Below are 24400 nucleotides of genomic sequence, written 5' to 3' on the forward strand. Positions count from 1 at the left end.
CGCCTGCCGGTCGGAGGGGATTTGCAGGCGGACCGCTTGGCCAGCCAGCGAGCACGCCACCACGCATCCCCTAGCAGATGGGCAGGCCCTGGCGACACCGCGACCGCTCAGCCGGCAGGTACGTTACCGTGACGTGCCGCAGGCAGGCGCGGCGGCATCATTCTGCGGCGCGGGGCGCTGCACGGCCCTCCGCCGGCATGCTGGTGTCCTGGCCCGGCAATCCCGCCAGGCGCAGGCCTTCGACCATGGCGGCGATGATCTCCGGGTGGACATTGCGCGACCTGAGATCGGCCAGGGCGTGATCCCCATAGGCAGGATCGATGCGCAGGATCGCCTGCACCGCCGCGGAGGCCTCGGCAGCGAGGCCAAGCTGCGCCGCGGCGGACGCCACGACGACGAAGGCCGGCACCGCATGCTCCACCGTCATCCGACGCATCTCGGCGAGCGCGTCCGCGTAGCGCCCGTGCATGTAGTGGTACAGGGCCAGCCCGATCCGGTAGTTGCCCGGCTGGGCCGGGTTGCGTGCATAGGAGTCCCGCAGGAGCGGCAGCGCCTCGTCCCACTCCATCCGGGCGGCATGCCGGACGCCGAGATCGGACATGATCTCCGTGTCGTTCGGATTGAGCGCAAGGCCTGTCCGGAGCTCGGCGAGGCCGGCGGCGACGTCGCCGGCGAACCAATAGGCCAGTGCGAGCGCATGATGGCCGCGGCTGCAATGCGGGGCGAGCTCCACCGCCCGGAGGGCCAGATCCCGGGCGCGTTTCAGGAGGTCCATCGCACTCGTCGGCGGTTCATGGCCGAAGCGCAGCAGGTTCACATAGACCTGCGACAGGCACGCGAAGGCTTCGGCATAGTCGGGGTCGCGCCGGATCGCCTGTTCGAGCCCTTCGCGGACGGCGTGGATCAGGGCGCGATCGTAGGTGCGCCAGTACTGGTAGAAGCGGATCACGCTGTCATAGGAGGATAGGCTTTCCGGCGGCTTGCCCTCCACCTCCCGCGCCCGCTCGCTGAAGATCACGCCATAAGGCTGAGCCAGGCTGCGCACCACGCTGTTCGCCACCTCGTCCCGCACGCGCAGGATCTCTCGGGGATCCAGCATGCGGTCGAAGGTCTCGCCCCAGATGTAGCGTCCGGTCCGCGCGTCGCTCAGCAGCACTTCCAGCCTGAAACGATCGGCAGAAACAGTCGTGCCGCCGGTCAGCAGGAGGTCCACGTCGAGCGGCCCGCAGGAGCCCACGGCATCCTCCCGGGCGACGTCGCGGCTGAAGACGGTGTCCGAACCGAACACGAACAGGTCCGTGAAGCGCGTCAGCCCCACGATCACCTGGCGCGTCAGGCCGCGCGAGAGGTTCGGAAAGGCGGAACGGTCGCCATCCTCCTCGAAAGGGCAGACGAGGATTGCGCAGCCGTTGCGGCGGCTCGTTCCGCCGCGCGTGACCGGCGCCGGCCCTTCCTGGGGCGTCGCGCCGGAGTGGTGCGCGAAGGCCGGCACATACCCGCCGCGTGGAATCGTGATCCGCACGCCATCCGCCTGCCCGGCCGTGAGGTAGTAGCGCTCGAGCGCGCGTCGCAACCGCCCGGCCTCGATGCGGACGATCGAATCGACCTGGGGATCGAAGTCCGCTGCCCGGCCGAACACGGAGGTCGCAATATTGTAGGCCTTTATGCGCTCCCCGCGCCCACCGAGTGTTTCCTCGACCACGTAGGCGAGGAACTGCCGGTTCCGGTCGGAGGCCTCGAAGTCGCGGGACGCAAGAATGCGCCGCAGTTCCGTGCGAACCGCCTCCGCATCGTCGTTGTGCCCGCCGCCATTCATTCCAGATCCACGCGACCATGAAGGCTTGGCATCGAGGGGGTCGAGAGACCATCCATTAAACATAAATATAGTGGAATTTCGGCCGCCACGATACCGGAAATCCGTCCGCGGGCGGAGGGCGGACCGCCGGCGCTAACAGTGACGTACTTAGCGACGGCCAACCGTGGATGTCTCCTGGCAGCGCCTTGATTCAGCCGTTCCCGATCAGGCTTCTGGGAGCCAGGAAGCCATGCCCGATGAGCCCGCGGTCCGCTCCGAACTGGACTGGGTCCTTGCCCGATTTCCAGAAGATGAGGCGCTGGTCCGGCGCCTGTTCCTGACGCAACCGGCCTTCCGCAGCACCTGCGAGGACTATCGCCTCGCACGGGAGGGCCTTTCGACCTTCGAGGAACTCGCTGTGAGCGGGCCCCGCGCCGAAGTCGGGGAATACCGCACGCTCGTTCGGGAACTTGAGGCCGAACTCCTGGCGATGTTCCGCGCCGCCAGAGACGGGGCCTCGCCGCCGGATGCGCCCCGACCGGGAACCCGGAACCCGTGAGGCGTGACGCTCAACACCCCGGGCGTTCAGGCGGGCTGGCCAGGCCCGAGCGCTCGATCCTGTCGGGAAGCGGTCAGGCAGCAGCCAACCCACCCCACGATCCAGCGAACGACATGGCCGGGGCGGTTGGCCTGGCCCCCCTCTGGAGATGGCGCATGCGACAGGGACACGGCATCCGCGCGACGATCGCAGCGGGACTTTGCGGCGCTGCACTGCTGGCATCGCCGGCCTCGGCGCAGACCAACGAAGAACTTCTCCGGCGCCTGGACGCGATGCAGCGACGCATGGATGAGCTGGAGACGGCGCTGCGCGAAGCCACGCGCGCGCCCAGGCCGGCGGCGCAGGCTCCCGCAGCCGCAGTCGCGCCCCCTCGCGCGCGGCGGCCGGCCGCGCCGCCGGCTGCCGTCGCCCAGGCGACCGCTCCTGTCGTGACGCCGGCGCCGGCGCCTGCCGCCGCGCCCCGCGTGACGCGCGAAGAGGTGGACGAGGCGCTGCGCGGCAGCATGCCGAACTCCTGGCGCATCCCCGGCACGGACACCTCCGTGCGGCTGTATGGCTTCGTCAAGGCGAATCTGTTCAGCGACCTCGACATGGTGAACCGCAGCGATGCGCCCTCGGTCCAGGGCATCCCGCTCGCGGGCAGCGCGGCAACCGAACGGTCGGGCGACACCTCCTTCAGCGCGCGGCGCTCGCGCATCGGCTTCGATACCCAGACCCCGACGCTGTGGGGCCCGCTGAACAGCCGGATCGAGTTCGACTTCGCCGGCGACCAGCCGAGCGCCTCGGGTGCCGCCACCTCCTCCGGCTACATGCCGCGGCTGCGCCAGGCCTATGTCGAGGTGGGCGGCGAGGTGTTCCGCGTCCTCGTCGGGCAGGCGAACAGCGTCTGGAACGACGGCCTGGTCGAGACGCTGACGGATGCGACCTTCCTGAACGCCTCCGCCGTGCGGCAGGCGCAGGTGCGGGCGACCGGCCGGCTCGCGCCCGGCGTGACCGGCATGGTCTCGCTGGAGGCGCCCTACACCGACTACACGAGCAGCGCGGGCGTCTTCTATCCGGACAGCAGCCTGGATGGCGGCGCCAGCCCCTCCACCAGCACCTTCCCCGATCTGGTTGGCCGGGTGACCTGGCGCGGCGAGATGGGTGACATCTCGCTTCGTGGCCTGCTGCGGCAACTGCGCATCGACACGAACGGCACCGAGGCGACCCCGAAGGGGTCTGCGGACACCGTCGGCTACGGCCTCGCCCTCGGCGGCAACTTCAACCTGGCCCGGCTGTGGGGCGGCTTCGGCGCCGACCAGCTCTTCGGCATGGCGTATTACGGCGAAGGGATCGGTCGCTACTTCGACTCCGCGACCTCAGGCCAATCGGCCTACAGCCGCATCGGCCTGGCCGGCGCCACGGATGTCTCGCTCACGCCGGTGCCGACCTATGGCGCGACGATCGGCTATCGCCACTACTGGGCACCGAGCCTGCGCACCAACATGGCCTATGCCTATGCGCGGCTCGACAATCCCGCCTTCGTCTCGGAGTTCGCCGCAGGCGGATCCGGCGCGGTCGCGGCGAACCGCGAGATGCAGATGGGCGTGGTCAACCTGATCTGGAGCCCGTTCGCCACCGAACGCGAAGGCCGGATCGGCAATGGCTGGCTCGATGTGGGCGTCGAATACATCTACTTCCGCCGCGACCTGCAGGACGGGGCCATCGCCTCGCCGGTCGGCCAGGGCGGCCACGGCATCGAGCAGCGCATCCAGGCGTCGGCCATCGTGCGCTTCTAGCCACAGCAGACCAACGAACACGACAGAACGGAGCGGCACATGAGCAGCAGCGCACCACGCATCGACCAGTTCACGCTGGCGCATGCGGGCCGGGCCGATGGCTGGCGGGAGCTCACACATCTCGCCGATGCCTGGGCGCGCGGCGCCGCCGCACGCTCGGACCTCGAGGCTGCGGTGTCGGCGCTCGGCCCGACCGAGGCCTTTCACGCCTATCCCGGTCCGCGTCTCTTCGGCGTTCTGGCCGAGCGTATCGCCAGCGACGATCCCGGCGGCGTCGCACGCCTGGCGCGCCGCATCTCCAACGCGCTGCTGACGCGTTCCTACCGCACTCGGCCGAGCGACTGGGATGTCCACGACGACCGCGCCGGATCGGAACTGGCGGAGGTATTGCCGCCCGCCCTCGACGAGGACGTCGGCGGACACCGACCCTATTTCGAGGCGCTGTTCGTCACGAGCCAGCCGGCGTCGCGCTGGTCCGCTCTGGCGGCGGAGATCCGCCGCCTCCGCCGGCCGGAGGACGCCTTCGTCTACGAGCCCGTCTTCGTCGGCTCCTTCGAGGACGCCTTCTGCGCCGCGGCGATCAACACGGCGATCGCCTCCGTCGTCGTCGCCGAAGGCTTCCCCTATCGCTCGCGCCACGACGCGCCCGTGCTGCGCGCGGTGCTGGAGCCGTTCGGCGAGCCGGAAGACACCGACGTCTCCGCGCTTCGCCTTGCCGGCGCGCTGAAGCGCATCCGGCCGGAGCTCGACATCTTCCTGCTCTCTGACCGGGAGGTGGAAAAGCTTGCCGGCAATCCGGCCGCCGACTGCGTCCGGCGCATCTTCTACGCCATCGAGGAGCCGCTGGAGCTTCACCTGGCCGTGCTGGAAGGCGTGCGCGACCGCTACGAGACGCCCTTCTTCGACAACCTCAAGCGCTACGCGCAGCGTCCGATCGGCACCTTCCACGCCCTGCCCATCGCCCGCGGCAAGTCGGTGTTCCGCTCCGACTGGATCCGCGACATGGGCGAGTTCTACGGCATCAACCTTTTCCTCGCCGAGAGCAGCGCGACGACGGGCGGCCTCGACAGCCTTCTCGAGCCCACCGGCAACATCAAGAAGGCGCAGGAGATGGCGGCGCGCGCCTTCGGCGCCGACCACGTCTTCTTCGTCACCAACGGCACCTCCACCAGCAACAAGATGGCGGTGCAGGCGCTCACCAAGCCGGGTGACATCGTCGTGGTGGACCGCAACTGCCACAAGTCGCACCACTACGGCATGGTGCTGACCGGTGCGCAGCCCTTCTACGTCGAAGCCTTCCCGATGACCGAGTACTCGATGTACGGCGCCGTGCCGCTGCGCACCATCAAGCGCGCGCTGCTGACGCTGCGCGCCGAGGGGCGCCTCGATCGCCTCAAGATGCTCGACCTCACCAACTGCACCTTCGACGGCCACATGTACAACGTGCGCCGCGTGATGGAGGAATGCCTGGCGATCAAGCCGGACCTCATCTTCCTTTGGGACGAGGCGTGGTCCGGCTTCGCGCGCTTCTCGCCCTTCCTGCGGCCGCGCACCGCGATGGGCGCCGCCGCCGACATCGAGGCCTGGCTGCGCGACCCCGCCTCCGTCGCCGCGCATGAGAAGCAGCGCGCGGCCCTCGGCGAGAACCCGACCGACGAGGCGCTTCTGGAGACGCGGCTGGTCCCCGATCCGCGCCGGGTCCGGTTGCGGGTCTACCAGACCAACTCGACGCACAAATCCATGTCCGCCATCCGGCAGGGTTCCATGCTTCTGGTGAAGGATGTGGACTTCCACACGGTGGAGGCGCAGTTCCACGAAGCGGTCTTCACCCATGCCTCCACCAGCCCGAACCAGCAGCTCATCGCCAGCCTCGACGTCGCGCGCCGCCAGATGGAGCTGGAGGGCTACGGCCTGGTGATGAACGCGATCGAGATCGCGCTCGCCATCCGCAAGTCGGTCAACGAGCATCCGCTGATCTCGCGCTACTTCCGGGTGCTGGGGGCGGACGCGATGATCCCGGCGGAGTACCGGCAGTCGGGCTTCACGGACTACCTCTCGCCGGGCGTCAACTGGGCGACCGTTGCGCAGGCCATGCGGGAGGACGAGTTCTACCTCGATCCCACGCGCATGACGCTGGTGTGTGGCACCGCGGGCTTCGACGGCACGCAGTTCAAGGGGCTGCTGGCCAGCGAATACGACATCCAGCTCAACAAGACCTCGCGCAACTCGGTGCTGCTGCAGTCCAACATCAACAACACGCGCAGCGACGTGGCGCACCTGATCCGCGTGCTGGTGGAGATCTGCCACGGCATCGAGAAGCGGCTGGAGAGCGGCGGCGACGTGGCGCGGCAGGCCTTCGCCGCGCGTGTGAAGGCGCTGATGACCGACGTGCCGGACCTGCCCAACTTCTCCCGCTTCCACGACGTGTTCCGCGCCGATGCCGGCCGCGACTCGCCGGAAGGCGACATGCGCGCGGCCTTCTTCGGCGCCTATGAGCCGGAGCTCTGCGAATACGTCCCGCTGTTCGGCGCCGAATGCGACCGGCGCCTGCGGGAAGGGCCGGAGATGGTCTCGGCCAACTTCGTCATCCCCTATCCGCCGGGCTTCCCGATCATGGTGCCCGGCCAGGTGCTGACGCAGGAGACGATCGACTTCATGCGCAAGCTCGACGTGAAGGAGATCCATGGCTACGAGCGCGAGCGCGGCCTCAAGCTGCTGAGGCCCGACGCCATCGCGGCCCGGTCGAAGCGCTGAGGAGAAGACAGCGATGGACGCCTTCTTCGCCTGGCTCGCCGCCAACCCCTACATCCTGCTCTTCGTCACCGTCGGCATGGCCGTCTGGTTGGGACGGCAGAGCGTCGGCGGCTACGGCCTCGGCATGGTCGCGGCGGCGATCATCGTCGGCTGCGGCCTGTCCGTCTGGGCCTCCCTCTACGGCCACAAGCTGGAGCTGAACAACTTCACCAAGAGCCTGTTCTACTACCTCTTCATGTACGGGGTCGGGCTGCGCGTCGGGCCGTCCTTCGTCAACAGCCTGGGCGGGGACGGCATCAAGTTCACGGTTCTCGCGATCGTCTCCTGCTTCGCCGGCCTGCTGCTCGTCGTCGGTGGCGTCAATCTCCTCGACCTGCCGCCTGGTGCCGCGGGCGGCATCCTTGCCGGTTCGCAGACCATGTCGGCGGCGATCGGCTCGGCCGAGCAGGCGGTCACCGCCGGCGCGGTCGCGCTGCCGCCGGGGACGGACCCGAACAGCGTCACCGCGATGATCGCGCTGTCCTACGGCATCACCTACATCTGGGGCACGGTCGGCATCATCCTGATCACCAAGTACCTGCCGAAGTGGTGGGGCATCGATGCGAAGGCCGCGGCGCGGGAATACGAGAAGGAGCACGGCGTCGCCTCCGGCGACACGCCGGCGCTGTCGGGCTGGACGGCGGGCGGGCTGCGCGCCTACCGCCTCGAGAACGACGCCTGGGTGGGGCGGACCATGCGCGACATGCTGCATGAGAATCCCGAGTACCGCTTCGTCAATCTGGTGCGCGACGGCCAGGCGCTCGGCGCGCTGGACCAGGAGCGGCTGCAGCGCGGCGACATCATCGCCCTCGGCGGCCGGCGGGAGGCGATGACGGAGAAGATGGGCCTGATCGGCCCTGAGGTCTCGGACCGCGTGGCGCTCGACCTGCCGCTCGACCGCGCCGAGATCCTCGTGACCAACAAGGAGATGCTGAAGAAGACGCGCGAGGAATGGCGCGCGCTTCCGGGCGCGGACCACATCCAGGTCGTCTCGCTGGAGCGTTCCGGCGTGCCGATCCCGATCGGCCACGACACGACGCTGCAGCGGATGGACCTCGTCACCGTGGTCGGGCTGAAGTCCGCGGTGGAGAAGATCGGCAACGCCTTCGGCCGTGTCGTGCGCCCCTCGACGGCGACCGACCTGCTGACCCTCTCGCTCGGCATGATCCTCGGCTTCCTGATCGGCGCCATCGAGTTCCCTGCCTTCGGCGCGAAAGTGGGCCTGGGCAATGCCGGCGGCCTGCTGGTCTCCGGCGTGATCGTCTCCTCCCTCGCCTCGCGGCTGCGCTTCTTCGGCAACACCCCGGCGGCCGCGCGGAACGTGTTGGAGGATCTCGGCCTGATCGTCTTCGTGGCGATCGTCGGCATCAACGCCGGTAACTCGCTGCTGGCGCAGCTGACCGGCATGCTGGCGCTGAAGATCTTCCTCGTCGGCTTCATCGCCTGCAGCGTGCCGCCCTTCATCGTGTGGATGGTCGGGCTCTACGTCTTCAAGTTCAATCCGGCGATCCTGATGGGCGGCGTCGCGGGTGCGCGCAGCCATTCGGGCCCCTGCCGGGAAGCGGCGGTGGAGATCCAGTCCAACGTGCCGTGGATCGGCTTCCCCGTGGCCTATGCGGTCTCGGGCGTGCTGCTCACCGTGTTCGGCTACTTCGCCATGGTGCTGGCGCAGTAGGCCACGGCGTGTCGCGTCGCATGCCAAGAGGCGCTGCCGCGGGCGGTCCCGCGGCAGCTCCCGTCGCCGATAATGGGAGCACGCCTTGATGGTGCGCTACGAGCTGGATGAGCTCACGACGCTTCTGGTGGGCATCGCTGCGCTGTTCGCGGGCAAGGCCATCCGGCAGGCCGTCCCCCTGCTCCGCCGGATCGACATGCCGAATGCGGTGGTCGGCGCCCTGGTCGTGGCGCTGCTTGTGCTGTTCGGGCAGCTCGCGCTCGGCGTCGATGTCGCCTTCGGTGCACGAACCCGCGACGCGCTGCTGCTGATCTTCTTCACCACCATAGGCCTCTCGGCGAAGCTCAGTGCGTTGCTCAGCGGCGGCAAGCCACTCCTGATCCTCTGCGCCGTGACCGTGGCGGCGCTGATGGCGCAGAACCTCGGCGGGGCCGCCTTCGCCGCGGCCTGGGGCGCGCACCCGGCCTATGGCGTGCTTGCCGGATCGCTTTCCTTCGTCGGCGGACCCGGAACCGCGATGGCATGGGCGAAGGAACTCGAGGCCCAGGGCCTCGCCGGGGCGCAGGTCGTGGGCGTTGGCGCCGCGACGCTGGCCGTGATCAGCGGCGCCCTGGTGGCAGGCCCCATCACCGGCTGGATCGTCCGGCGGCACAACCTGGCCGCCGGTGCGGCTGCCGGTGCGCCCACGGAACCCGCTGTTGTCCCTGCCGGCCCGCCCGCTGAGCCGAAGGAGGGCGGCGATCAGCTCGAATCGCTCCTCGCGTCGGTCTTCGTGATCGCGCTTGCGGTCTATATCGGTGAGTACCTGAACGATGTCGCGCGCGGCGCGGGACTGCTGCTGCCAGGCTTCCTCTCGGCGATGATAGCCGGTGTCGTCATCACCAACCTGGCCGACGCGCTGCGCATGAAGCTCGCCTTCGCGCCGATCGAGCGCGGCGGTGCGATTGCCCTGCAGCTCTTCCTGGTGATCGCGCTGATGGCTACGCCGCTGATCTCGGTGGCGCAGATCCTCCTCCCCCTGGTCATCAACGTCGTCATCCAGATCGGGGTGACGGTCGCAATCGCCTATTTCGTCCTGTTCCGCCTGCTGGGGCGCGACTACGAGGCGGCCGTGGCGGCCGGCGGGTTCCTCGGCTTCGGCCTGTCCTCCATGCCGGTCGCCATGGCTACCATGGACGAGGTCGTGCGGCGCTACGGCCCGGCGCCGAAGGCCTTCCTGCTGATCACGCTGGCCGGATCCTTCTTCGTCGATCTCGCCAACGCCTTCGTGGCCAAGGGATTCCTCGCCTTGCCGTTCTTCGCCATCGCGCGATGATGCGCGGGCAGGAGGCAAGGGCGCCGGTGCCGGCGCACCTGCCCTGGACTTGACCGCGAGGGGGGGCGGCGATGCTCGAATGGCTCAGCCATTTCCTGGAGAGGTATCCCGAATTCGCCGTCTTCCTGGCGATCGGCCTCGGCTACTGGCTTGGCGCGCTGAAGTTCGGCGGCTTCAGCTTCGGCGCCGTCACCGGCTCGCTCTTCGCCGGCGTGCTGATCGGCCAGTTCGCGCATGTCCCCGTCTCGTCGCAGGCGAAGTCGTTCCTTTTCCTGCTTTTCCTCTTCGGCATCGGCTACTCGGTCGGGCCGCAATTCATGTCCGCGCTCAAGCGCGACGGGGCCAGGCCGATTGCGCTCGCCGTGATCATGGCCTTCACCGGTCTCGCGACTGCCTATGTCGTGGCGCGCGTTCTCGGGCTCGATGCCGGCTTCGCTGCGGGCCTGGTGTCCGGAGCTCTCACCGAGAGCCCTGCGATGGGCACCGCGACGGAGGCGATCAACGCGCTGCCGCTGCCGGAGTCCGAACGTGCGCGGCTGGTGGCGCACATCGCTGTCGCTGATGCGGTCTGCTACCTGTTCGGCGCGATCGGCGTGATCGTCTTCTGTGGCACTGTCGGCCCACGGCTGCTCGGGATCGACCTCAAGGCGGAATCGCTCGCGCTGGAGAAGAAGCTCGGCATCACACGAGCACAGCCGGGCGTCGTCTCCGCATGGCGGCGGGTGGAACTGCGCGCCTTCCGTATCCCGCCCACTGCGCCCGTGGTCGGCATGACGCTGGCCGAGGCACGACAGCTCAAGCCCGGGCATCGCCTCTACATCCAGCGCATCCGTCGTGATCGCGAGATCATCCCGGCCGACCCTGCGCTGCGGCTGCAGGCGGGCGACGTGATCGCGCTCGCTGGCCTCCGCGAGGTGCTGGTGCAGGAGATCGGCCCGCAGGCGGAGGAAGTCGAGGACCGCGAGCTGCTCGACATTCCCCTTGCCGCGCGCCAGGTGCTGGTGACCCGCGGCGAGGCGGCCGGGCGCAGCCTGGGCGAGATGGCCCAGGCGGACTGGGCGCGCAGCATCTACCTCAACGGTATCACGCGCGGCGGGGAGGCGATCCCGTTCTCGCTCGAGACGATCGTCGAACGGGGCGATCTTCTGAGCATCGTGGGTCCGGATGCGGTGATCGCGGATGTGGCGGAACGCATCGGCCCGGTGGTGCAGCCGACCGAGACGACGGATTTCGTCGTGCTGGGCCTCGCGATCTTCCTTGGCGGTGTCGTCGGCGTGCTGGTGCAACTGCCGATCGGTGGCATGCACATCTCCCTCAGCACCAGCGTGGGTACGCTGCTGGCCGGCCTCCTGGTGGGGCATCTGCGCACGCGCATGCCGCTGTTCGGGCGCATCCCGGATGGCGCGATCTCCCTGATGACCTCGCTCGGCCTCGCCGCCTTCGTGGCGATGACCGGCCTGCACGCCGGACCGATCTTCTTCGAGGCGCTCGCGGAGGCAGGGGTCGGCCTTTTCCTCGGAGGTGTCCTGGTGACGCTCGCGCCGCTCTTCGTCGGCCTGTATGTCGGGCGCTATCTGCTGAAGATGAACCCCGTGCTGCTGCTCGGCAGCCTGGCTGGCGCGCAGACCATGACCGCGGGACTCGCCGCTGTGCAGGACAAGTCGGGCAGCACCGTCGCAGTGCTCGGCTACACCCCGGCCGTACCGATCGGGCACATCCTGCTGACCACATGGGGGACTGTCATCGTCGGCCTGGTTGCCCGATAAGGTGGCAGCGGTGCGCAATCGGCGCCGCGCCGCGGGCGCGCGATGCATGGGAGATGGGAATGACCCGCCACGCGCCGCGCCGGGCGCTGCTGACCGCTGCCGGCGCCTTGTTCCTCGGCGCCGCCGAGGATCCGAATCCGGATGCCAGCTTGTGGATCGAGGAGGTCCGGATCGGCCTGTTCGGCCGCAGCGGCGCGATCGGCGGCGGCCGGCTGCGCTACCAGGGGGAGGTGCACGCCTTCGCGATCGAGGGGCTGAGCGCAGCCGGCGCCGGGGTCAGCACCGTCCGCGCGCAGGGCGAGGTCTTCAACCTGCGGCGCCTGTCCGATTTCCCCGGCACCTACACCCAGATCGAAGGCGGCCGCGGTGCGGCCGACGGCCCGGTGGAAGTGCACTCGTTGCGAAACCAGCGCGGCGTTCGCCTCCGGCTGCGCTCTGCACGCGCCGGCGCAACGCTGCGCATCGGGGAAGGCGGCCTGGTCATCAGCCTGGAGGAATGACGAGCCTGGCGACCTGCCCGCTATCGCAGGCAGAGGGGTAGCCGATGCTGTTGGACGGCTTCGTGGCGGCACGCGTGCTTGGCGACGTGCTGTTCGGCTTCGGCACGCTGTTCGCCATCATCAACCCCTATGGCCTGGCCTTCGTGTTCCTGGACCGCACGATCGGCCTGAACCAGGCCGATCGCGCGAAGCTGGCGCGGCGGATTGCGCTGAACGCATTCGCGGTGCTCATCGTGTCGCTGTTCTTCGGCAGCGCCATCCTTGGCTTCTTCGGCATCTCGCTGCCCGCGCTGCGTTTGGCCGGCGGGCTTGTGGTGGCTGTGGCCGGCTGGAACATGCTGAACGCGGAACTGCAGCCGCCGGACCGAGCGGCGGCAGGGCCGGGCAGCTTCGACCATGCGCGTCGGACGGCGTTCTTCCCGCTGACCATCCCGTTGACCACCGGACCGGGCTCGATCGCCGCGGCGATTGCGCTTGGCGCTGGGCGGCAGGGCGACCTGCCGGATCTTCTCCTGGCATCCGTTGCCTCGGTCATCGTCGCCGTCCTGATTGCACTGACGATATGGCACGCCTACGGACGCGCAGGTGGCATGGCGCGCCTGCTCGGCGCGGAAGGCACGCTGGTGATCACGCGCCTTTCGGCCTTCCTCCTTCTCTGCGTCGGTGCCGAGATCATGCTGACTGGTGCCTCTGATTGGCTGAGGCCCATGCTTGCGCTACGATAGCCAGGCTTCGCTTGCGGTCTGTTCGCGGCCGCGCAGGCAAACTGCGCCGCCGTCAGACCCTGGTCGATAGCCAGGACATGCTCACCGATTGAGCGCGACGGCGTTGGCGTTAGCCGCACAAGGCGAGCCAGCGGCGACGGTTCGAATCCGGGAGCACTTCCTCCGCCAGTTCCCTGAGGTATGCCGCCCTCCGCCAAGCTTGCGGCGCCGTTTCTTTGCGGCTTCGCCACCGACGCGTTGGCCACCCCGGCCGGCGGATGTCGCGGGAATTGCTTTCCGACGGCCCAGCTCTCTCCGCGAGCGTTCTCCCTCCACTGCCTTGCGGCGGCGCGGCGCTGATCGGCTGACCTGCCGACGACTGGACGGCGGGGAGGCGCGTTGCCGTCCTTCATGCGACACGGCGCGCGTGACGCGACCTGATCGGCTCGTGCGCGACTTGCGTGCGCCTTGGCGCGGGGCTGCCGGACCGGGTGAGTGGAGGCGACGGCCACGCGCCGCGGCGTCCGACGATGAGCGCCGCGCAGCGCGGAGAGAGGTGACGGTTTCCACGGCTTGCATGCCCCAGGCAGCGTTACCCCGCCGATGGCCGGGTCTTGCGGATGCGTGGCGCCTCCGCTTCAGTGCCGGCGACCGGGAGGAGCGGATCGCGCATGACTGCATCGGCCATTGGCCGCGCCATGCCGAGGCCGGAGGCGCGGCGCCTTGTTGCAGGGGGCGGCCGCTACCTCGACGACCATGCCGAGCGCGGCGAGCTGCAAGCCTGCTTCCTCCGCAGTCCCCTGCCGCATGCACGCTTCGCGCTGGATGTCGCCGCCGCGAAGACGCTGCCGGGAGTGGAGGCGGTGCTGACCGCTTCCGACCTCGCTGCCGTCTGCCGGCCCTGGCGCACGGAATCGCGCAGCTTCCCGGGCCTCGTCTCGCCGCGGCAGGCGCCGCTCGCGGAGGGGCGCGCGACCTGGCAGGGTGAGCCGGTGGCGATGGTGCTCGCCGCCACGCGCGCCATCGCCGAGGATGCGGCGGAGGCGATCCTCGCGGAGTGGGAGGAACTGCCCGCCGTCACCGCGCCCGAGGCGGCGCTCGTGCCCGGCGCGCCGCCGGTGCATCCGGGCAGCGAGACCAACCGCGCCTGGGGTGCGACGATCGGCGGCGGCGATCCCGACGCCGCCTTCGCCGCCGCGGCGCTGGTGGTGGAGGAGCGCCTCGTCTTCACCCGCCACACCGGCGTCCCGCTCGAGCCGCGCGGCGCGCTGGCGACATGGGAGCCGGGCACGGGCGCGCTGACGGTGCGCCTCTCGCACCAGATGCCGCACCAGATGCGGCTGCATCTGGCCGAGCAGCTCGGCCTGCCGGTCAACCGCGTGCGCGTGATCTGCAGCGATGTCGGAGGCGGCTTCGGCATCAAGATGCATGTCTACCAGGACGAGATGGCGGTGGCCGCCGCCGCGCGGCTGCTCGGCCGCCCGGTGCGCTGGGTCTCGGACCGGATGGAGGCGCTGCTGGCCGACATCCATGCGCGCGAGCATGTCGTCACCGCGCGGATGGCGGTGGATGCGGAGGGCCGGATCCTCGGCTTCGACCTGCACGATTTGCAGGGGCTCGGCGCCTATTCGGTGTATCCGCGCAGCAGCACGGTGGAGGCGATCAGCGTGGTGCGCAGCATCGGCGCGCCCTATCGCTTCGCGCATGGCCGCGCGCGCGTGGACAGCGTGCTGCAGAACAAGGTCGCCACGGGCCAGTATCGCGCGGTCGGTGCGCCGGTCGGCTGTGCGGTGACGGAGCGCCTGGTGGACAAGGCGGCTCGGGCGCGGGGCGAGGATCCCCTCGCCTTCCGTGCGCGCAACCTGCTGCGCACCGCGGAGATGCCCTGGGTCAACCCGTTCGGCGCCGCGCAGCACGGCATGGATCATCACGCCGTGCTGGAGACGGCGAAGGCGCTGATCGACCTGCCGGCGCTGCAGGCGGAGATCGAAGCCGGCCGCGCCGCGGGGCGGCTGCTCGGCCTCGGCCTGGCCTTCACGGTGGAATACACCGCCTCCGGCCCCGCCGTGTACGGCGCGGGCCATGTCGCGGTCGCGGCGACGGACACGGTGGTCGCGACGCTGGAACCGACCGGCGAGATCAGCGCCCAGGCCTCGATCACCGAGATCGGCCAGGGCATCACGCAAGGGCTGGCGCAGGTGCTGGCCGATGCGGTCGGCGTCGCGCCGGAGGCGGTGCGCGTCGGCGCCGGCGACACGCAGGCGGCGCCGCATGGCGGCGGCGCCTGGGCCAGCCGGGGTGCGGCGATCGGGGGCGAGGCCGCCTGGGGCGCCGGGCGCGCGCTGCGTGCGCAACTGCTCGAGGCCGCCGGCGCGTTGCTGCAGGCGGCGCCGGACAGCCTCGACATCCGCGAGGGCGTGGTGACGGACGCGGCCGGCGCGGCGCGGATGACGCTCGCGGAGCTCGGCACGCTCATGCTGTTCCGCGGGCATGAGATGCCGAAGGGCGTGACACCCGGCCTCTCCGCCACCTTCCATTACCGGCGCGAGCAGGATGTGACGCTCGCCAATAACGGCCTGCAGGCGGCGCTGGTCGAGATCGACGGCGAGACCGGGCTGGTGCGCGTGCTGCGCCACTGGATGGTCGGCGATTGCGGCCGCGTGCTGAACCCGCTGCTGGTGGACGGCCAGTATCGCGGCGGCGTCGCGCAGGGCATCGGCGAGGCGCTGCTCGAAGCGTGCCGCTATGACGCGGAGAGCGGGCAGTTCCTGTCGGGCACGCTGGCGGACTACCTGCTGCCGATGGCCACCGACATCCCCGACATCGCGCTGGCGCATGTCGAGGTGCCCTATGCCGGCAGCGCGGTGGGCGCGAAGGGCGCGGGCGAATCCGGCACCTGCGGCGCGCCGGCGGCGATCCTGAATGCGGTGAACGATGCGCTGCTGGCCGCGGGCGGCGGCGTGGTGACGGAGTTGCCGATCCATCCCGTCGCGGTGCTGCGCGCGCTGGGTCGGCTCGCATGACGCCGGCCCGCTTCGCCTATGCAAGGCCGACGACGCTGGAGGAGGCGCTTGGCATCCTCGCGCGCGGCGGCGAGGAGGCCGCGCCGCTCGCCGGCGGGCAGAGCCTGATGCCGATGATGGCGATGCGCGTCGCGCGGCCGGCGCTGCTGGTGGATCTCAACCGCGTGGCCGGGCTCGACGCGATCGCGCTGGAGGGCGGGGTGCTGCGGATCGGCGCGATGGCGCGCCACGCCGCGGTGCTGGCGCATCCGCTGGTGGCGGCCGAGGCGCCGCTGCTGCCGCGCGCGCTGGAGGAGGTGGCGCATCCGGCGATCCGGAACCGCGGCACGCTTGGTGGCAGCCTCGCCCTGGCCGATCCCGCGGCCGAGCTGCCCGCCTGCATGGTGGCGCTCGATGCGACGATCGTGCTGGCCTCGGCGGGCGGCGAGCGGCGCGTGCCGGCCGCGGACTTCTTCCAGGGCCTCTACGCAACGGCGCGGCGCAGCGACGAGTTGCTGCTGCGCGTGGAGATCCCGCGCGCGGCCGGCTGGACGCCCTGGTTCGCCGAGGTCGCGCGCCGACGGGGCGACTATGCGCTGGCGGGGCTTGCGGTGATGGCGCGATGCACCGCGGGCCGCATCGTGGAAGCGCGCCTCGGCTTCTGCGGCGTCGAGGCGGCGCCGCGGCGGCTGCCGGCGGTGGAGGCGGCGCTGGTCGCTGGAGAGGATGCCGCCTCGCGCCTTCCCGCCCTGCTGGAACCGCTCGGCTCGGCCGAGGCGCCGGCCGGATACCGCCTGCATCTCGCACAGGTGCTGCTGCGCCGCGCGACGGAGGCCCTGCATGCTGCCGCCTGACGAGCCCCTGGCCGAGATCGCCTGCACCGTGAACGGCCGTCGCGTCGCCGGCCGCGCGCCGCTGCGCCAGACGCTGGTGGAATGGCTGCGCACCGAGCTCGGCCTGACCGGCAGCCATGTCGGCTGCGCGCATGGCGTCTGCGGCGCCTGCCACATCCGGCTCGACGGCGCGGTGGTGCGCGGCTGCCTGGTGCTGGCCGTACAGGCCGATGGCAGCGCGGTGGAGACGATCGAGGCGGCGACCGGCCCCGAGGTCGCGGCGCTGCGGGAGGCCTTCGTCGCCCATGCCGGGCTGCAATGCGGCTTCTGCACGCCGGGGATGATCCTGCAGGCGGCCGAGCTGCTGCAGCGCGAGCCGTCGCCTTCGCGCGAGGCGATCCGCGACCACCTCTCCGGCAACTACTGCCGGTGCACCGGCTACCACCAGATCGTGGATGCCGTCGCCTCAGCCGCCGCGGCGCTGCAGTCCGGCGGCGTAGAAGGCGCGTAGCCCGTCCGCGTAGCGGCGCGCCACCTCGCGCCAGGCGCGCGCCTCCGCCGCGCCGGCGCGCACCTGCGCATCGAGCTCGGCGCGAGCGGAATCGAGGTCGAGGCCGGTCAGGCGGCCGTCGCGCACCACCTCACGGCCCGCGACGACCAGGCGGCGGACATGCGCGCGCGTGGCGCGCTGCGCGAGCAGCGCCGGCTCCTCGGCCGGGATCAGCACATCCGCCGCGTCGCGGCGCAGCACGAGCAGGTCGGAAGCGGCGCCGGGCGCGAGCGGGGTCGGGTCGCGCCCGCCGCCCAGCGCCTCCCGCCCCGCGACGGTGGAGGCCTCGAGCAGCGCGTGCAGCGGCCAGCCATCCTCGAGCCCGACGCCGCGATGCAGCATCCAGTTCAGCCGCAGCTCGCGCAGCGCGTCGTCGTCGTCGTCCACGCTGAAGCCGTCGAGGCCGGTCACCAGGCGCACGCCTTGGCGGTGCATCTCGGCCGCCGGCGCGATGCCGTTGCGCAAATTCAGGTTCGAGGAGGTGTTGATGCTGACCGCGACGCCGCGTTCGGCCAGCAGCGCAATCTCCTCCGGCCGCAGATGCGCCGCATGCGCGATGGACAGCCGCGGCGAGAGCAGGCCGATCTCGTCGAGGAAGCGCAGCGGCCCCTGCGGAAAGGCGGCGTCGAGATAGGCGCGCTGGATCGGGCTCTCCAGCAGGTGCATGTGCACGCGCCGCCCGGTCAGCACGCTGCGCTCCGCAACCAGCCGCAGCAGCGCTTCCGAACACCACTCCAGGCCGTAGGGGCCGTACTGCACGTCCACCAGCGGATCGTCGAGCTCGGCGGCGAGGTCCTCCACCAGCCGGATCTGCGCCGCGGGCGGGGCGGGGGCGCGAAGCAAGCGGTGGCGCACCGCCTCGGCGACCTCGGGCGGCAGGGCGCCCAGCACCGTCTCGTCCGGCGCGTAGCCCAGCGCGTTCTCGTCGCGCAGCGCGACCGCGATGGCCACGCGCACCCCGACCGTGCGGCCGGCGCGCGCGACCTCGCGCAGTTCGGCGGCGACGCGGGCCGGATCCTGCGGGCGCGTGTAGTGCACCATGATCGCGCCGAGGCCGGACAGGGCCTGCCGGCCGAGCGCATTGGCCACCACCAGCCAGGGATCGGCGACCGGCGCGCCCGTCATCACGGCGAGCCACATCTCGAGCGGCAGGTCGAAGGCGCCGAGCGAGGTGGGGCGGACGCCGCGCGCATGGTCATGCGCGTTCGCAAGCGGCGGCAGGATCCAGTGCGCGGCCGCATCCTCCGCGGCGACGGACGCGGCCTCGGTCACGCGGTCCGCCGCGAAGCCGATGCGCTGCGCGGCACAGCAGAGGCAGGCGCCGCCCGGCCGGATCACCCAGCCCGTCGCCGGCTCAGCCATGCAGCCCCATCAGCCGCGGCAGCAGCAGCGCGAGGTCGGGCCAGAGTGCCACGACCACCGCGACCACCGACATGGTCAGCAGATAGGGCGCGAGCGCGCGCGAGATCGCCGGCAGCGAGCTGCCCGAGATGCCGAGCACGATGTAGAGCCCGACGCCGAGCGGCGGCAGGAACAGCGCGATGCCCATCACCGTGGTCATCACCAGCCCGTAATGCAGCGGGTCGATGCCGAGCTCCTTCGCGATCGGCACGAAGACGGGGATGATCATCAGCATGCCCGGGATGCCATCCAGCAGCGCGAAAAGCACCACGAAGACCACCAGGCTGAACAGCAGGAAGCCGATGCGCCCGCCGCCCGTCTCGGTCATCAGCGCGGCGAGCGCCTGCGGCACCTGCTCCACCGTCAGCAGCCAGGCGAGGATGTTGGCGCCGGCGATCATCAGCATCACCGCGCCGGTCGCGATGCCGGAGCGCACCAGCGCGCCCCAGAAGAAGGGCCAGGTCAGCTCCCGATGCAGCATGCCGGCGAGCACGGCATAGGCCACCGCGACCACCGCCGCCTCGGTGGGCGTGAAGGCGCCGCCGAGGATGCCGCCGAAGATGATCACCGGCAGGCCGAGCGCGAGGCCGGCATCGCGCAGGTGCCGCAGCCGCCCCGCGAGCGGCACCCGCTGCTCCGGCGCCGGGCCCGCGCCTTCCAGGCGGATGTGCAGCAGCAGCGCGCCCGCCATCACCACCGCCGGCAGCAGCCCCGCGGCGAAGAGCGCGGCGATCGAGGTGTTGGTGACGGAGCCGTAGACCACCATGGTCAGGCAGGGCGGCACCAGGATGCCCATGCCCGCCGCGGCGGCCACCACCGCGCCGGCCCGCGCCGGGTCCCAGCCCTTCTGCCGCATGCTCGGGATCATCACCGAGCCGACGGCCGCGGCATCGGCGTTGGTGCTGCCGCTGACGCCGGAGAACAGCATCATCGCCACCACGGTCACGTTCGCGAGGCCGCCGCGCACATGCCCGACCAGCGCGGTGGCCAGCGCGATCAGGCGACGGGAGATGCCGCCGGTCTCCATCAACTCGCCGGCCAGGATGAAGAACGGGATGGCGAGGAAGGTGAAGCTGTCGATCGCGCCGAAGGTGCGGCTGGCGACGATGGACAGCGGCACGCCGTCCATCAGCCACAGCCCGATCGCCGCCGCCGCGCCGATGCCGAAGGCGATGGGCACGCCGAGGGCGACGAAGGCCGCGAAGGCCACCAGCGCGCCGATCATGCCCGCTGGCCGAAGCCGATGGCGCGCAGCACCAGGTGGAACAGCATCAGCGCCGCGCCAACCGGCAGCGCCGCATAGGGCAGCGACATGCGCATCGGCAGCGTCGCCGCGTCCTGCAGGTGGGCCTGCATCATCTCCTCGATGCCGGTGACCAGCAGCACGAGCAGGAAGCACGCCGCCACCACGATGCAGACCACCCCGGCCGCGCGCTGCGCGGCGGGCGGCAGGCGTTCCGCCAGCGCGGTGAGCGCGTAGTGCGCGCCCTGGCGCACCGCCAGCGCCGCGCCGAACATGGACACCCAGACGAAGAGGTAGCGCGCCGCCTCCTCGCTCCAGATCAGCGGCGCGCCGAACACGTAGCGCGCCACCACCTGCGCGAGCGTCACGCCCGTCATCGCCATCACGAGAAGGCCGAGCAGCGCGGCCTCGATCCGCGCCACCCAGTCGTCCAGCCGCCTCATCCGCGCACGGCGGCGGCGAACTTGGCGACCAGCTCCTTACCGAGCCGCTCCTCGCTCTGCGCGTAGGTGCGGCGGCCGGCCTCGACGAAGGGGGCGAGGTCGGGGCGGGTGATGGTCACGCCGGCCGCCGCGATGTCGGCCAGGGCGCGTGCTTCGCGCTTGCCGCGCTCCTCCGTCACCGCCTCGCGGCCGGTGAGCGAGGCCTGGCGCACCCAGCCCTGCTGCTCGGCCGACAGGCGGCCGAACTGCCGCTCGCTCATCACGAAGGCGTTGACCAGCATCATGTGGTTGGTGATGGCGAGGTTGCGCGCGACCTCGGCATGGCGGACGGAGAGATAGGTGACGTTGTCGTTCTCCGCCCCGTCGATGACGCCCTGCTGGAGCGCGGTGTAGACCTCGCCGAAGGCCATCGGCGTCGGCGCTGCGCCGAGCGCGCGGAACAGCGCGATGAAGGACGGGTTCGGGATGACGCGGATCTTCATGCCGGCGAGGTCGCCCATCGCGTTGACCGGGCGGCGTGTGTAGATGTTCCGGAAGGTCACTTCCCAGAAGTTCACCACGCGGAAGCCGGAGCGCGTGCCGCGCGCCACCAGCTCCTCCTGCGCCACGGGGCCGTCGAGCAGGCGGAAGGCGGCCGCCTGGTCGGGCACCAGATAGGGCAGGTCGAGCACGCCGAACTGGCTGACGAAATTCACCATGCTGGCGGTGGCGTCGATCACGCCGTCCAGCACGCCGGCCTGCACGTTCTGCCACATCTCGCGCTGCGCCCCGAGCTGCGAGGAGGGGAAGATCGCGGCCTTCAGCCTGCCGCCAGAAAGCTCCTCCAGCCGCGCGGCCATGCGGTTGGCGCCGATGATGATCGGGTGCTGCTGGTCGAGCGCGCTGCCGATGCGCAGCGTCCGCGCCTCCTGCGCGCGCGCCACTGGCGGCGCGGCGAGCATGGCGGCCGAGGCCAGGAGAAGGCGGCGGCGGGGGAAGGTCATGTCCAGGCTCCGTTCGTTCGTGGCGAGTGAAGAACCCGGCCGCCCCGCATGCAAGGGCATGCCGCGCGCGCAACTGGGCAGGGCGGGCGCGTCATGCCGAGGCGGGCGGCATCGCGCACGATTCCTGTGCAGGCCCGCTCATGCGCGCCCCACCGCCAGGGACGCGACCTGGCGCCGGTTCAGCAGACCCACCGCCAGCACGGCGGCGCCGCCGGCGAGGTCCGTCGCGAGCCCGGCATCCACCAGCGCCACGCCTGCGGTGGCCAGCACCAGGCGAGACACGGGCCCGAGCGGTCCGAACCACGCGCCCGCCACCGCGAGGCCGAAGGCGGAGACGCCGACGAAGCCCGTGACGAAGGAGAGCGCGATACTCGCCGCGCTGCCTTCGAGCAGCAGAAGCTGCGGCTGCAGCACCATGAAGAAAGCGAGCAGATAGGCGGGTGCGGCGATCAGCATCGAGAGGAAGCCGGTGCGGAAGGGATCGGAGCCTGCGATGCCCGCCGCGGCGAAGGCAGTCAGCGCGACGGGCGGCGTCAGCCCGGCGAAGAGCGAGAAGTAGAAGATGAACATGTGCGCCGCGAGCAGCGGCACGCCGAGCTCCGCCAGCGGCGCCGCGGCGACCGAGGCGGCGATGATGTAGGCGGCGATGCCCGGCACGGCCATGCCGAGCAGCATCACCACCAGCATCGTCGCCACCAGCGCCAGCAGCAGCGAGCTGCGCCCGAGCTCGACCACGAAGGCCGACAGATCGATGCCGAGGCCGGTGACCAGGATCACGCCGACCAGCACGCCGGAGACCGCGCAGGCCAGGCCGATCTCGAGCGTGCCGTCGATCAGACCGGCGAAGGCATCGCGCAGGCGGGGGAGGGTGTAGCGGGCCGGCCCCATGACGAAGCCGCCGACCAGGATGATGGCGGTCGCCTGCAGCGCCGCATGCTCCAGCGGATAGGCGTCGGCGATGCGCCAGATCAGCCAGGTGACGCCGAGCAGCACCGGCCAGTTCGCCAGCAGGATGCGCCAGGCCGGGAGTTCCTCCGCCAGGTCGCCGGCACCGATGCCGAGCCGCACCGTCGCGCCGTACACATAGGCCGTGACCGCGACGTAGAAGAGGATCGCCGGCAGCACGGCGGACGCGACGACGGTGGCGTAGGGCACATTGGCGAGTTCCGCCATGATCAGCGCGGCCGCGCCCATGATCGGGGGCGTCAGCGCGCCGCCGGTTGAGGAGACGGCCTCGATCGCCGCGGCGCGCGTGCGGCCGTAGCCGACCTTGTCCATCAGCGGGATCGTCACCTGCCCGCCCATCATCACGTTCGCGACGTTGCTGCCCGAGACGGTGCCGAACAGCGCCGAGGAGACGATCGAGATGTAGGCAGGCCCGCCACGCAGCCCGCCGGCGAGCCGGACCGAGATTCGCTCGAAGAAGACGTCGCCGCCGATCAGCGCCAGCGCCTGGCCGAAGGCGACGAAGAGGAAGATCCAGCGCAGCGCCACCTGCGTCGGCTCGCTGAACAGGCCGAGCTCCGTCATGGTGAGCGTGCCGACCACGCGGCGCAGCGACAGGGTCGGGCCGACATCCCAGGATTCCGGCAGGATCAGGCCCGACAGCGCGTAGAACATTGCCGCGATGCCGATCACCGGCAGGATCCAGCCCACCGCGCGCCGCCCTGCCTCCAGCAGCAGCGCCACGAAAAGCAGCCCGATCCAGATGTCGGGCGGGCGCGGGATGGCGGCGCGGCGGACGAACTGCGCGTAGTCGAGATTGGCGTGGACCAGCAGCGCGAGCGAGGCGGCGGCGAGCAGCCAGTCGTGCCACGGAACCCGGTGCGACGCGCCCGGCCGCAGCGGCCGCGCCGCATAGCGCATGAAGGCCAGCACCATGACGACGGAGAGGAACCCCATCGCGTGCAGCAGCGGGCTGATCGGGTTGAGATAGATCAGCCATAGCTGCAGCGCGAACCCGACGAGCCCGACCGTCAGCCAGACGGCCAGGTCGAAGCCCGCGAGCTCGCGCCGGTTGCTCATGCTGGCCCCTCAGCCCTGTGCGCTGCGCAGGATGCCAGCTTCGACGAAGTAGCGCGCGGCCCCGGGATGGAAAGGCACCATCGCGGCCTGGGCGCGCACCATGTCGGCCGAGAGCAGGCGCTGCGAGGCATGGCGGGTCACCAGCTCCTCCCGCGCTTCCCAGATCGCCTTGGTGGCGCGGTAGACCAGCTCCTCCGGCACGCGGTCGCTGATCCAGTGGTGCACGCCGGCGTTGGGCCAGAGCATGTCGGTCGTCTGCGTCGCATAGACGCCGGCCGGCAGGCGCGCGGCGTTGACGTAGGGCAGGTCGCGCGCGACCGGCGCCAGCTCCTCCGCGGTGAAGGAGACAAAGCCGATGTTGCGCGTGGTCACCTGCTCGGTAATGGCGCCCGCCGGCGGCGCGGTGCCCCAGATCACCGCATCCACGTTGCCGGCGGCCAGCGCGTTGAAGGCCTGGCGCGGATCGGTGCGGAGCACGTTGGCGAAGTCGCGGTCGGTCATGCCGAGCGCCTTGATCGTGGCGGTGACGACAGCCTCCGCGCCGGAACCGACGGGGCCGAGCGCGATGCGCTTGCCGCGCAGGTCGGCGAAGCTGCGGATGGGGCTGTTGGCATTCACCATGATGCCCTGCGGCGCGTCGTAGCCGGGCATCCAGGAGAGCAGGCCGGGGTAGGGCCGCTCGCCCTCGGCCTCGAAGCGGCCGTGATGGACCGAGTAGGCGCCGGCGACGTTGCCGTTGGCGGCTTCCACGTCACCCGCCTTGATCAGGTTGGCATTCTCGATGCCGCCCTGGGTCGCGATGATCTCCACGCGCACGCCGGGCAGCGCGCGCTCGACGATGGTCTTCTGCCCGACGCTGATGGCGTAGATCGGGTGCACCGGCTGACTCGCCGCGATGCGGATGGTGAAGCGCTCGCCCGGCTGCCAGCGCCGCTGCGCGAGGGCGGGCGTGGCAAGCGCCGCGGCGGGCAGCGCGGCCAGCAGGGAACGTCGGCTGAATCCGGTCATGTCCTCGTCTCCTTCTCGGCGGTTCGG

Annotated in this window: 18 protein-coding genes; 11 read left to right on the forward strand and 7 right to left on the reverse strand. The window is 70.9% G+C overall.

All coding sequences use genetic code 11. The annotated features are described in order from the left end of the window. Positions 1-157: 157 nt before the first annotated feature. The gene (locus DFH01_RS23140) at positions 158-1816 is read right to left on the reverse strand and encodes a tetratricopeptide repeat protein (RefSeq protein WP_109872848.1); all 1659 of its coding nucleotides are present in this window, start codon (positions 1814-1816) and stop codon (positions 158-160) included. A gap of 229 nt (positions 1817-2045) precedes the next feature. Between DFH01_RS23140 and DFH01_RS23145 the strand changes: the two genes are divergently transcribed. The 11 genes from DFH01_RS23145 to DFH01_RS23195 all read left to right on the forward strand — a co-directional run bounded on the left by DFH01_RS23145 (position 2046) and on the right by DFH01_RS23195 (position 17231). Beyond that, positions 2046-2354 carry a hypothetical protein gene (locus tag DFH01_RS23145; RefSeq protein ID WP_109872849.1) on the forward strand — a complete coding sequence of 103 codons (309 nt, stop codon included), beginning with the start codon at positions 2046-2048 and terminating at the stop codon, positions 2352-2354. Positions 2355-2509: 155 nt separating this feature from the next. Next, on the forward strand, positions 2510-4132 hold the full coding sequence (locus DFH01_RS23150; protein ID WP_109872850.1) for a DcaP family trimeric outer membrane transporter: 1623 nt from the start codon (positions 2510-2512) through the stop codon (positions 4130-4132). Positions 4133-4171: 39 nt separating this feature from the next. Continuing rightward, complete coding sequence (locus tag DFH01_RS23155; protein ID WP_109872851.1) at positions 4172-6886, forward strand: aminotransferase class I/II-fold pyridoxal phosphate-dependent enzyme; 2715 nt, start codon at positions 4172-4174, stop codon at positions 6884-6886. Between the two features lie 13 nt (positions 6887-6899). Further along, a complete protein-coding gene (locus DFH01_RS23160) occupies positions 6900-8600 on the forward strand; it encodes an aspartate:alanine exchanger family transporter (RefSeq protein WP_109872852.1) in 1701 nt (566 codons plus the stop codon). Positions 8601-8688: 88 nt separating this feature from the next. Next, entirely contained in the window at positions 8689-9915 is a 1227-nt protein-coding gene (locus tag DFH01_RS23165; RefSeq protein WP_109872853.1) for a sodium/glutamate symporter, read from the forward strand. 71 nt (positions 9916-9986) lie between these two features. Next, a complete protein-coding gene (aspT, locus tag DFH01_RS23170) occupies positions 9987-11681 on the forward strand; it encodes an aspartate-alanine antiporter (RefSeq protein ID WP_109872854.1) in 1695 nt (564 codons plus the stop codon). A gap of 59 nt (positions 11682-11740) precedes the next feature. After that, positions 11741-12181, forward strand: a complete 441-nt coding sequence (locus DFH01_RS23175) for a hypothetical protein (RefSeq protein WP_109872855.1) — start codon at positions 11741-11743, stop codon at positions 12179-12181. Between the two features lie 74 nt (positions 12182-12255). Further along, positions 12256-12906 carry a MarC family protein gene (locus DFH01_RS23180; protein ID WP_199231360.1) on the forward strand — a complete coding sequence of 217 codons (651 nt, stop codon included), beginning with the start codon at positions 12256-12258 and terminating at the stop codon, positions 12904-12906. A 650-nt stretch (positions 12907-13556) separates the two neighbouring features. Then, on the forward strand, positions 13557-15908 hold the full coding sequence (locus DFH01_RS23185) for a xanthine dehydrogenase family protein molybdopterin-binding subunit (RefSeq protein WP_109872857.1): 2352 nt from the start codon (positions 13557-13559) through the stop codon (positions 15906-15908). Then, positions 15905-16741, forward strand: a complete 837-nt coding sequence (locus tag DFH01_RS23190; protein WP_109872858.1) for an FAD binding domain-containing protein — start codon at positions 15905-15907, stop codon at positions 16739-16741. Before DFH01_RS23185 ends, DFH01_RS23190 begins: the two co-directional genes overlap by 4 nt. Continuing rightward, positions 16728-17231, forward strand: a complete 504-nt coding sequence (locus DFH01_RS23195) for a (2Fe-2S)-binding protein (protein WP_109872859.1) — start codon at positions 16728-16730, stop codon at positions 17229-17231. Before DFH01_RS23190 ends, DFH01_RS23195 begins: the two co-directional genes overlap by 14 nt. On the opposite strand, the gene DFH01_RS23200 is transcribed toward DFH01_RS23195, so the two are convergent. The 6 genes from DFH01_RS23200 to DFH01_RS23225 all read right to left on the reverse strand — a co-directional run bounded on the left by DFH01_RS23200 (position 17187) and on the right by DFH01_RS23225 (position 24373). Then, a complete protein-coding gene (locus DFH01_RS23200; protein ID WP_109872860.1) occupies positions 17187-18632 on the reverse strand; it encodes an amidohydrolase family protein in 1446 nt (481 codons plus the stop codon). The genes DFH01_RS23195 and DFH01_RS23200 overlap by 45 nt on opposite strands. Next, a complete protein-coding gene (locus DFH01_RS23205; RefSeq protein WP_109872861.1) occupies positions 18625-19896 on the reverse strand; it encodes a TRAP transporter large permease in 1272 nt (423 codons plus the stop codon). The genes DFH01_RS23200 and DFH01_RS23205 overlap by 8 nt, the downstream gene beginning before the upstream one ends. After that, positions 19893-20357 (reverse strand): TRAP transporter small permease, encoded by a 465-nt coding sequence (locus DFH01_RS23210; protein ID WP_109872862.1) that lies wholly within the window; start codon positions 20355-20357, stop codon positions 19893-19895. Before DFH01_RS23210 ends, DFH01_RS23205 begins: the two co-directional genes overlap by 4 nt. Beyond that, complete coding sequence (locus DFH01_RS23215) at positions 20354-21340, reverse strand: TRAP transporter substrate-binding protein (protein ID WP_158287870.1); 987 nt, start codon at positions 21338-21340, stop codon at positions 20354-20356. The genes DFH01_RS23210 and DFH01_RS23215 overlap by 4 nt, the downstream gene beginning before the upstream one ends. Before the next feature lie 138 nt (positions 21341-21478). Further along, complete coding sequence (locus DFH01_RS23220) at positions 21479-23365, reverse strand: TRAP transporter permease (RefSeq protein WP_109872864.1); 1887 nt, start codon at positions 23363-23365, stop codon at positions 21479-21481. A gap of 9 nt (positions 23366-23374) precedes the next feature. Next, positions 23375-24373, reverse strand: a complete 999-nt coding sequence (locus tag DFH01_RS23225; RefSeq protein WP_109872865.1) for a TAXI family TRAP transporter solute-binding subunit — start codon at positions 24371-24373, stop codon at positions 23375-23377. Positions 24374-24400: the final 27 nt, after the last annotated feature.

Source organism: Falsiroseomonas bella, assembly GCF_003173615.1.
Lineage (GTDB): Bacteria > Pseudomonadota > Alphaproteobacteria > Acetobacterales > Acetobacteraceae > Falsiroseomonas > Falsiroseomonas bella.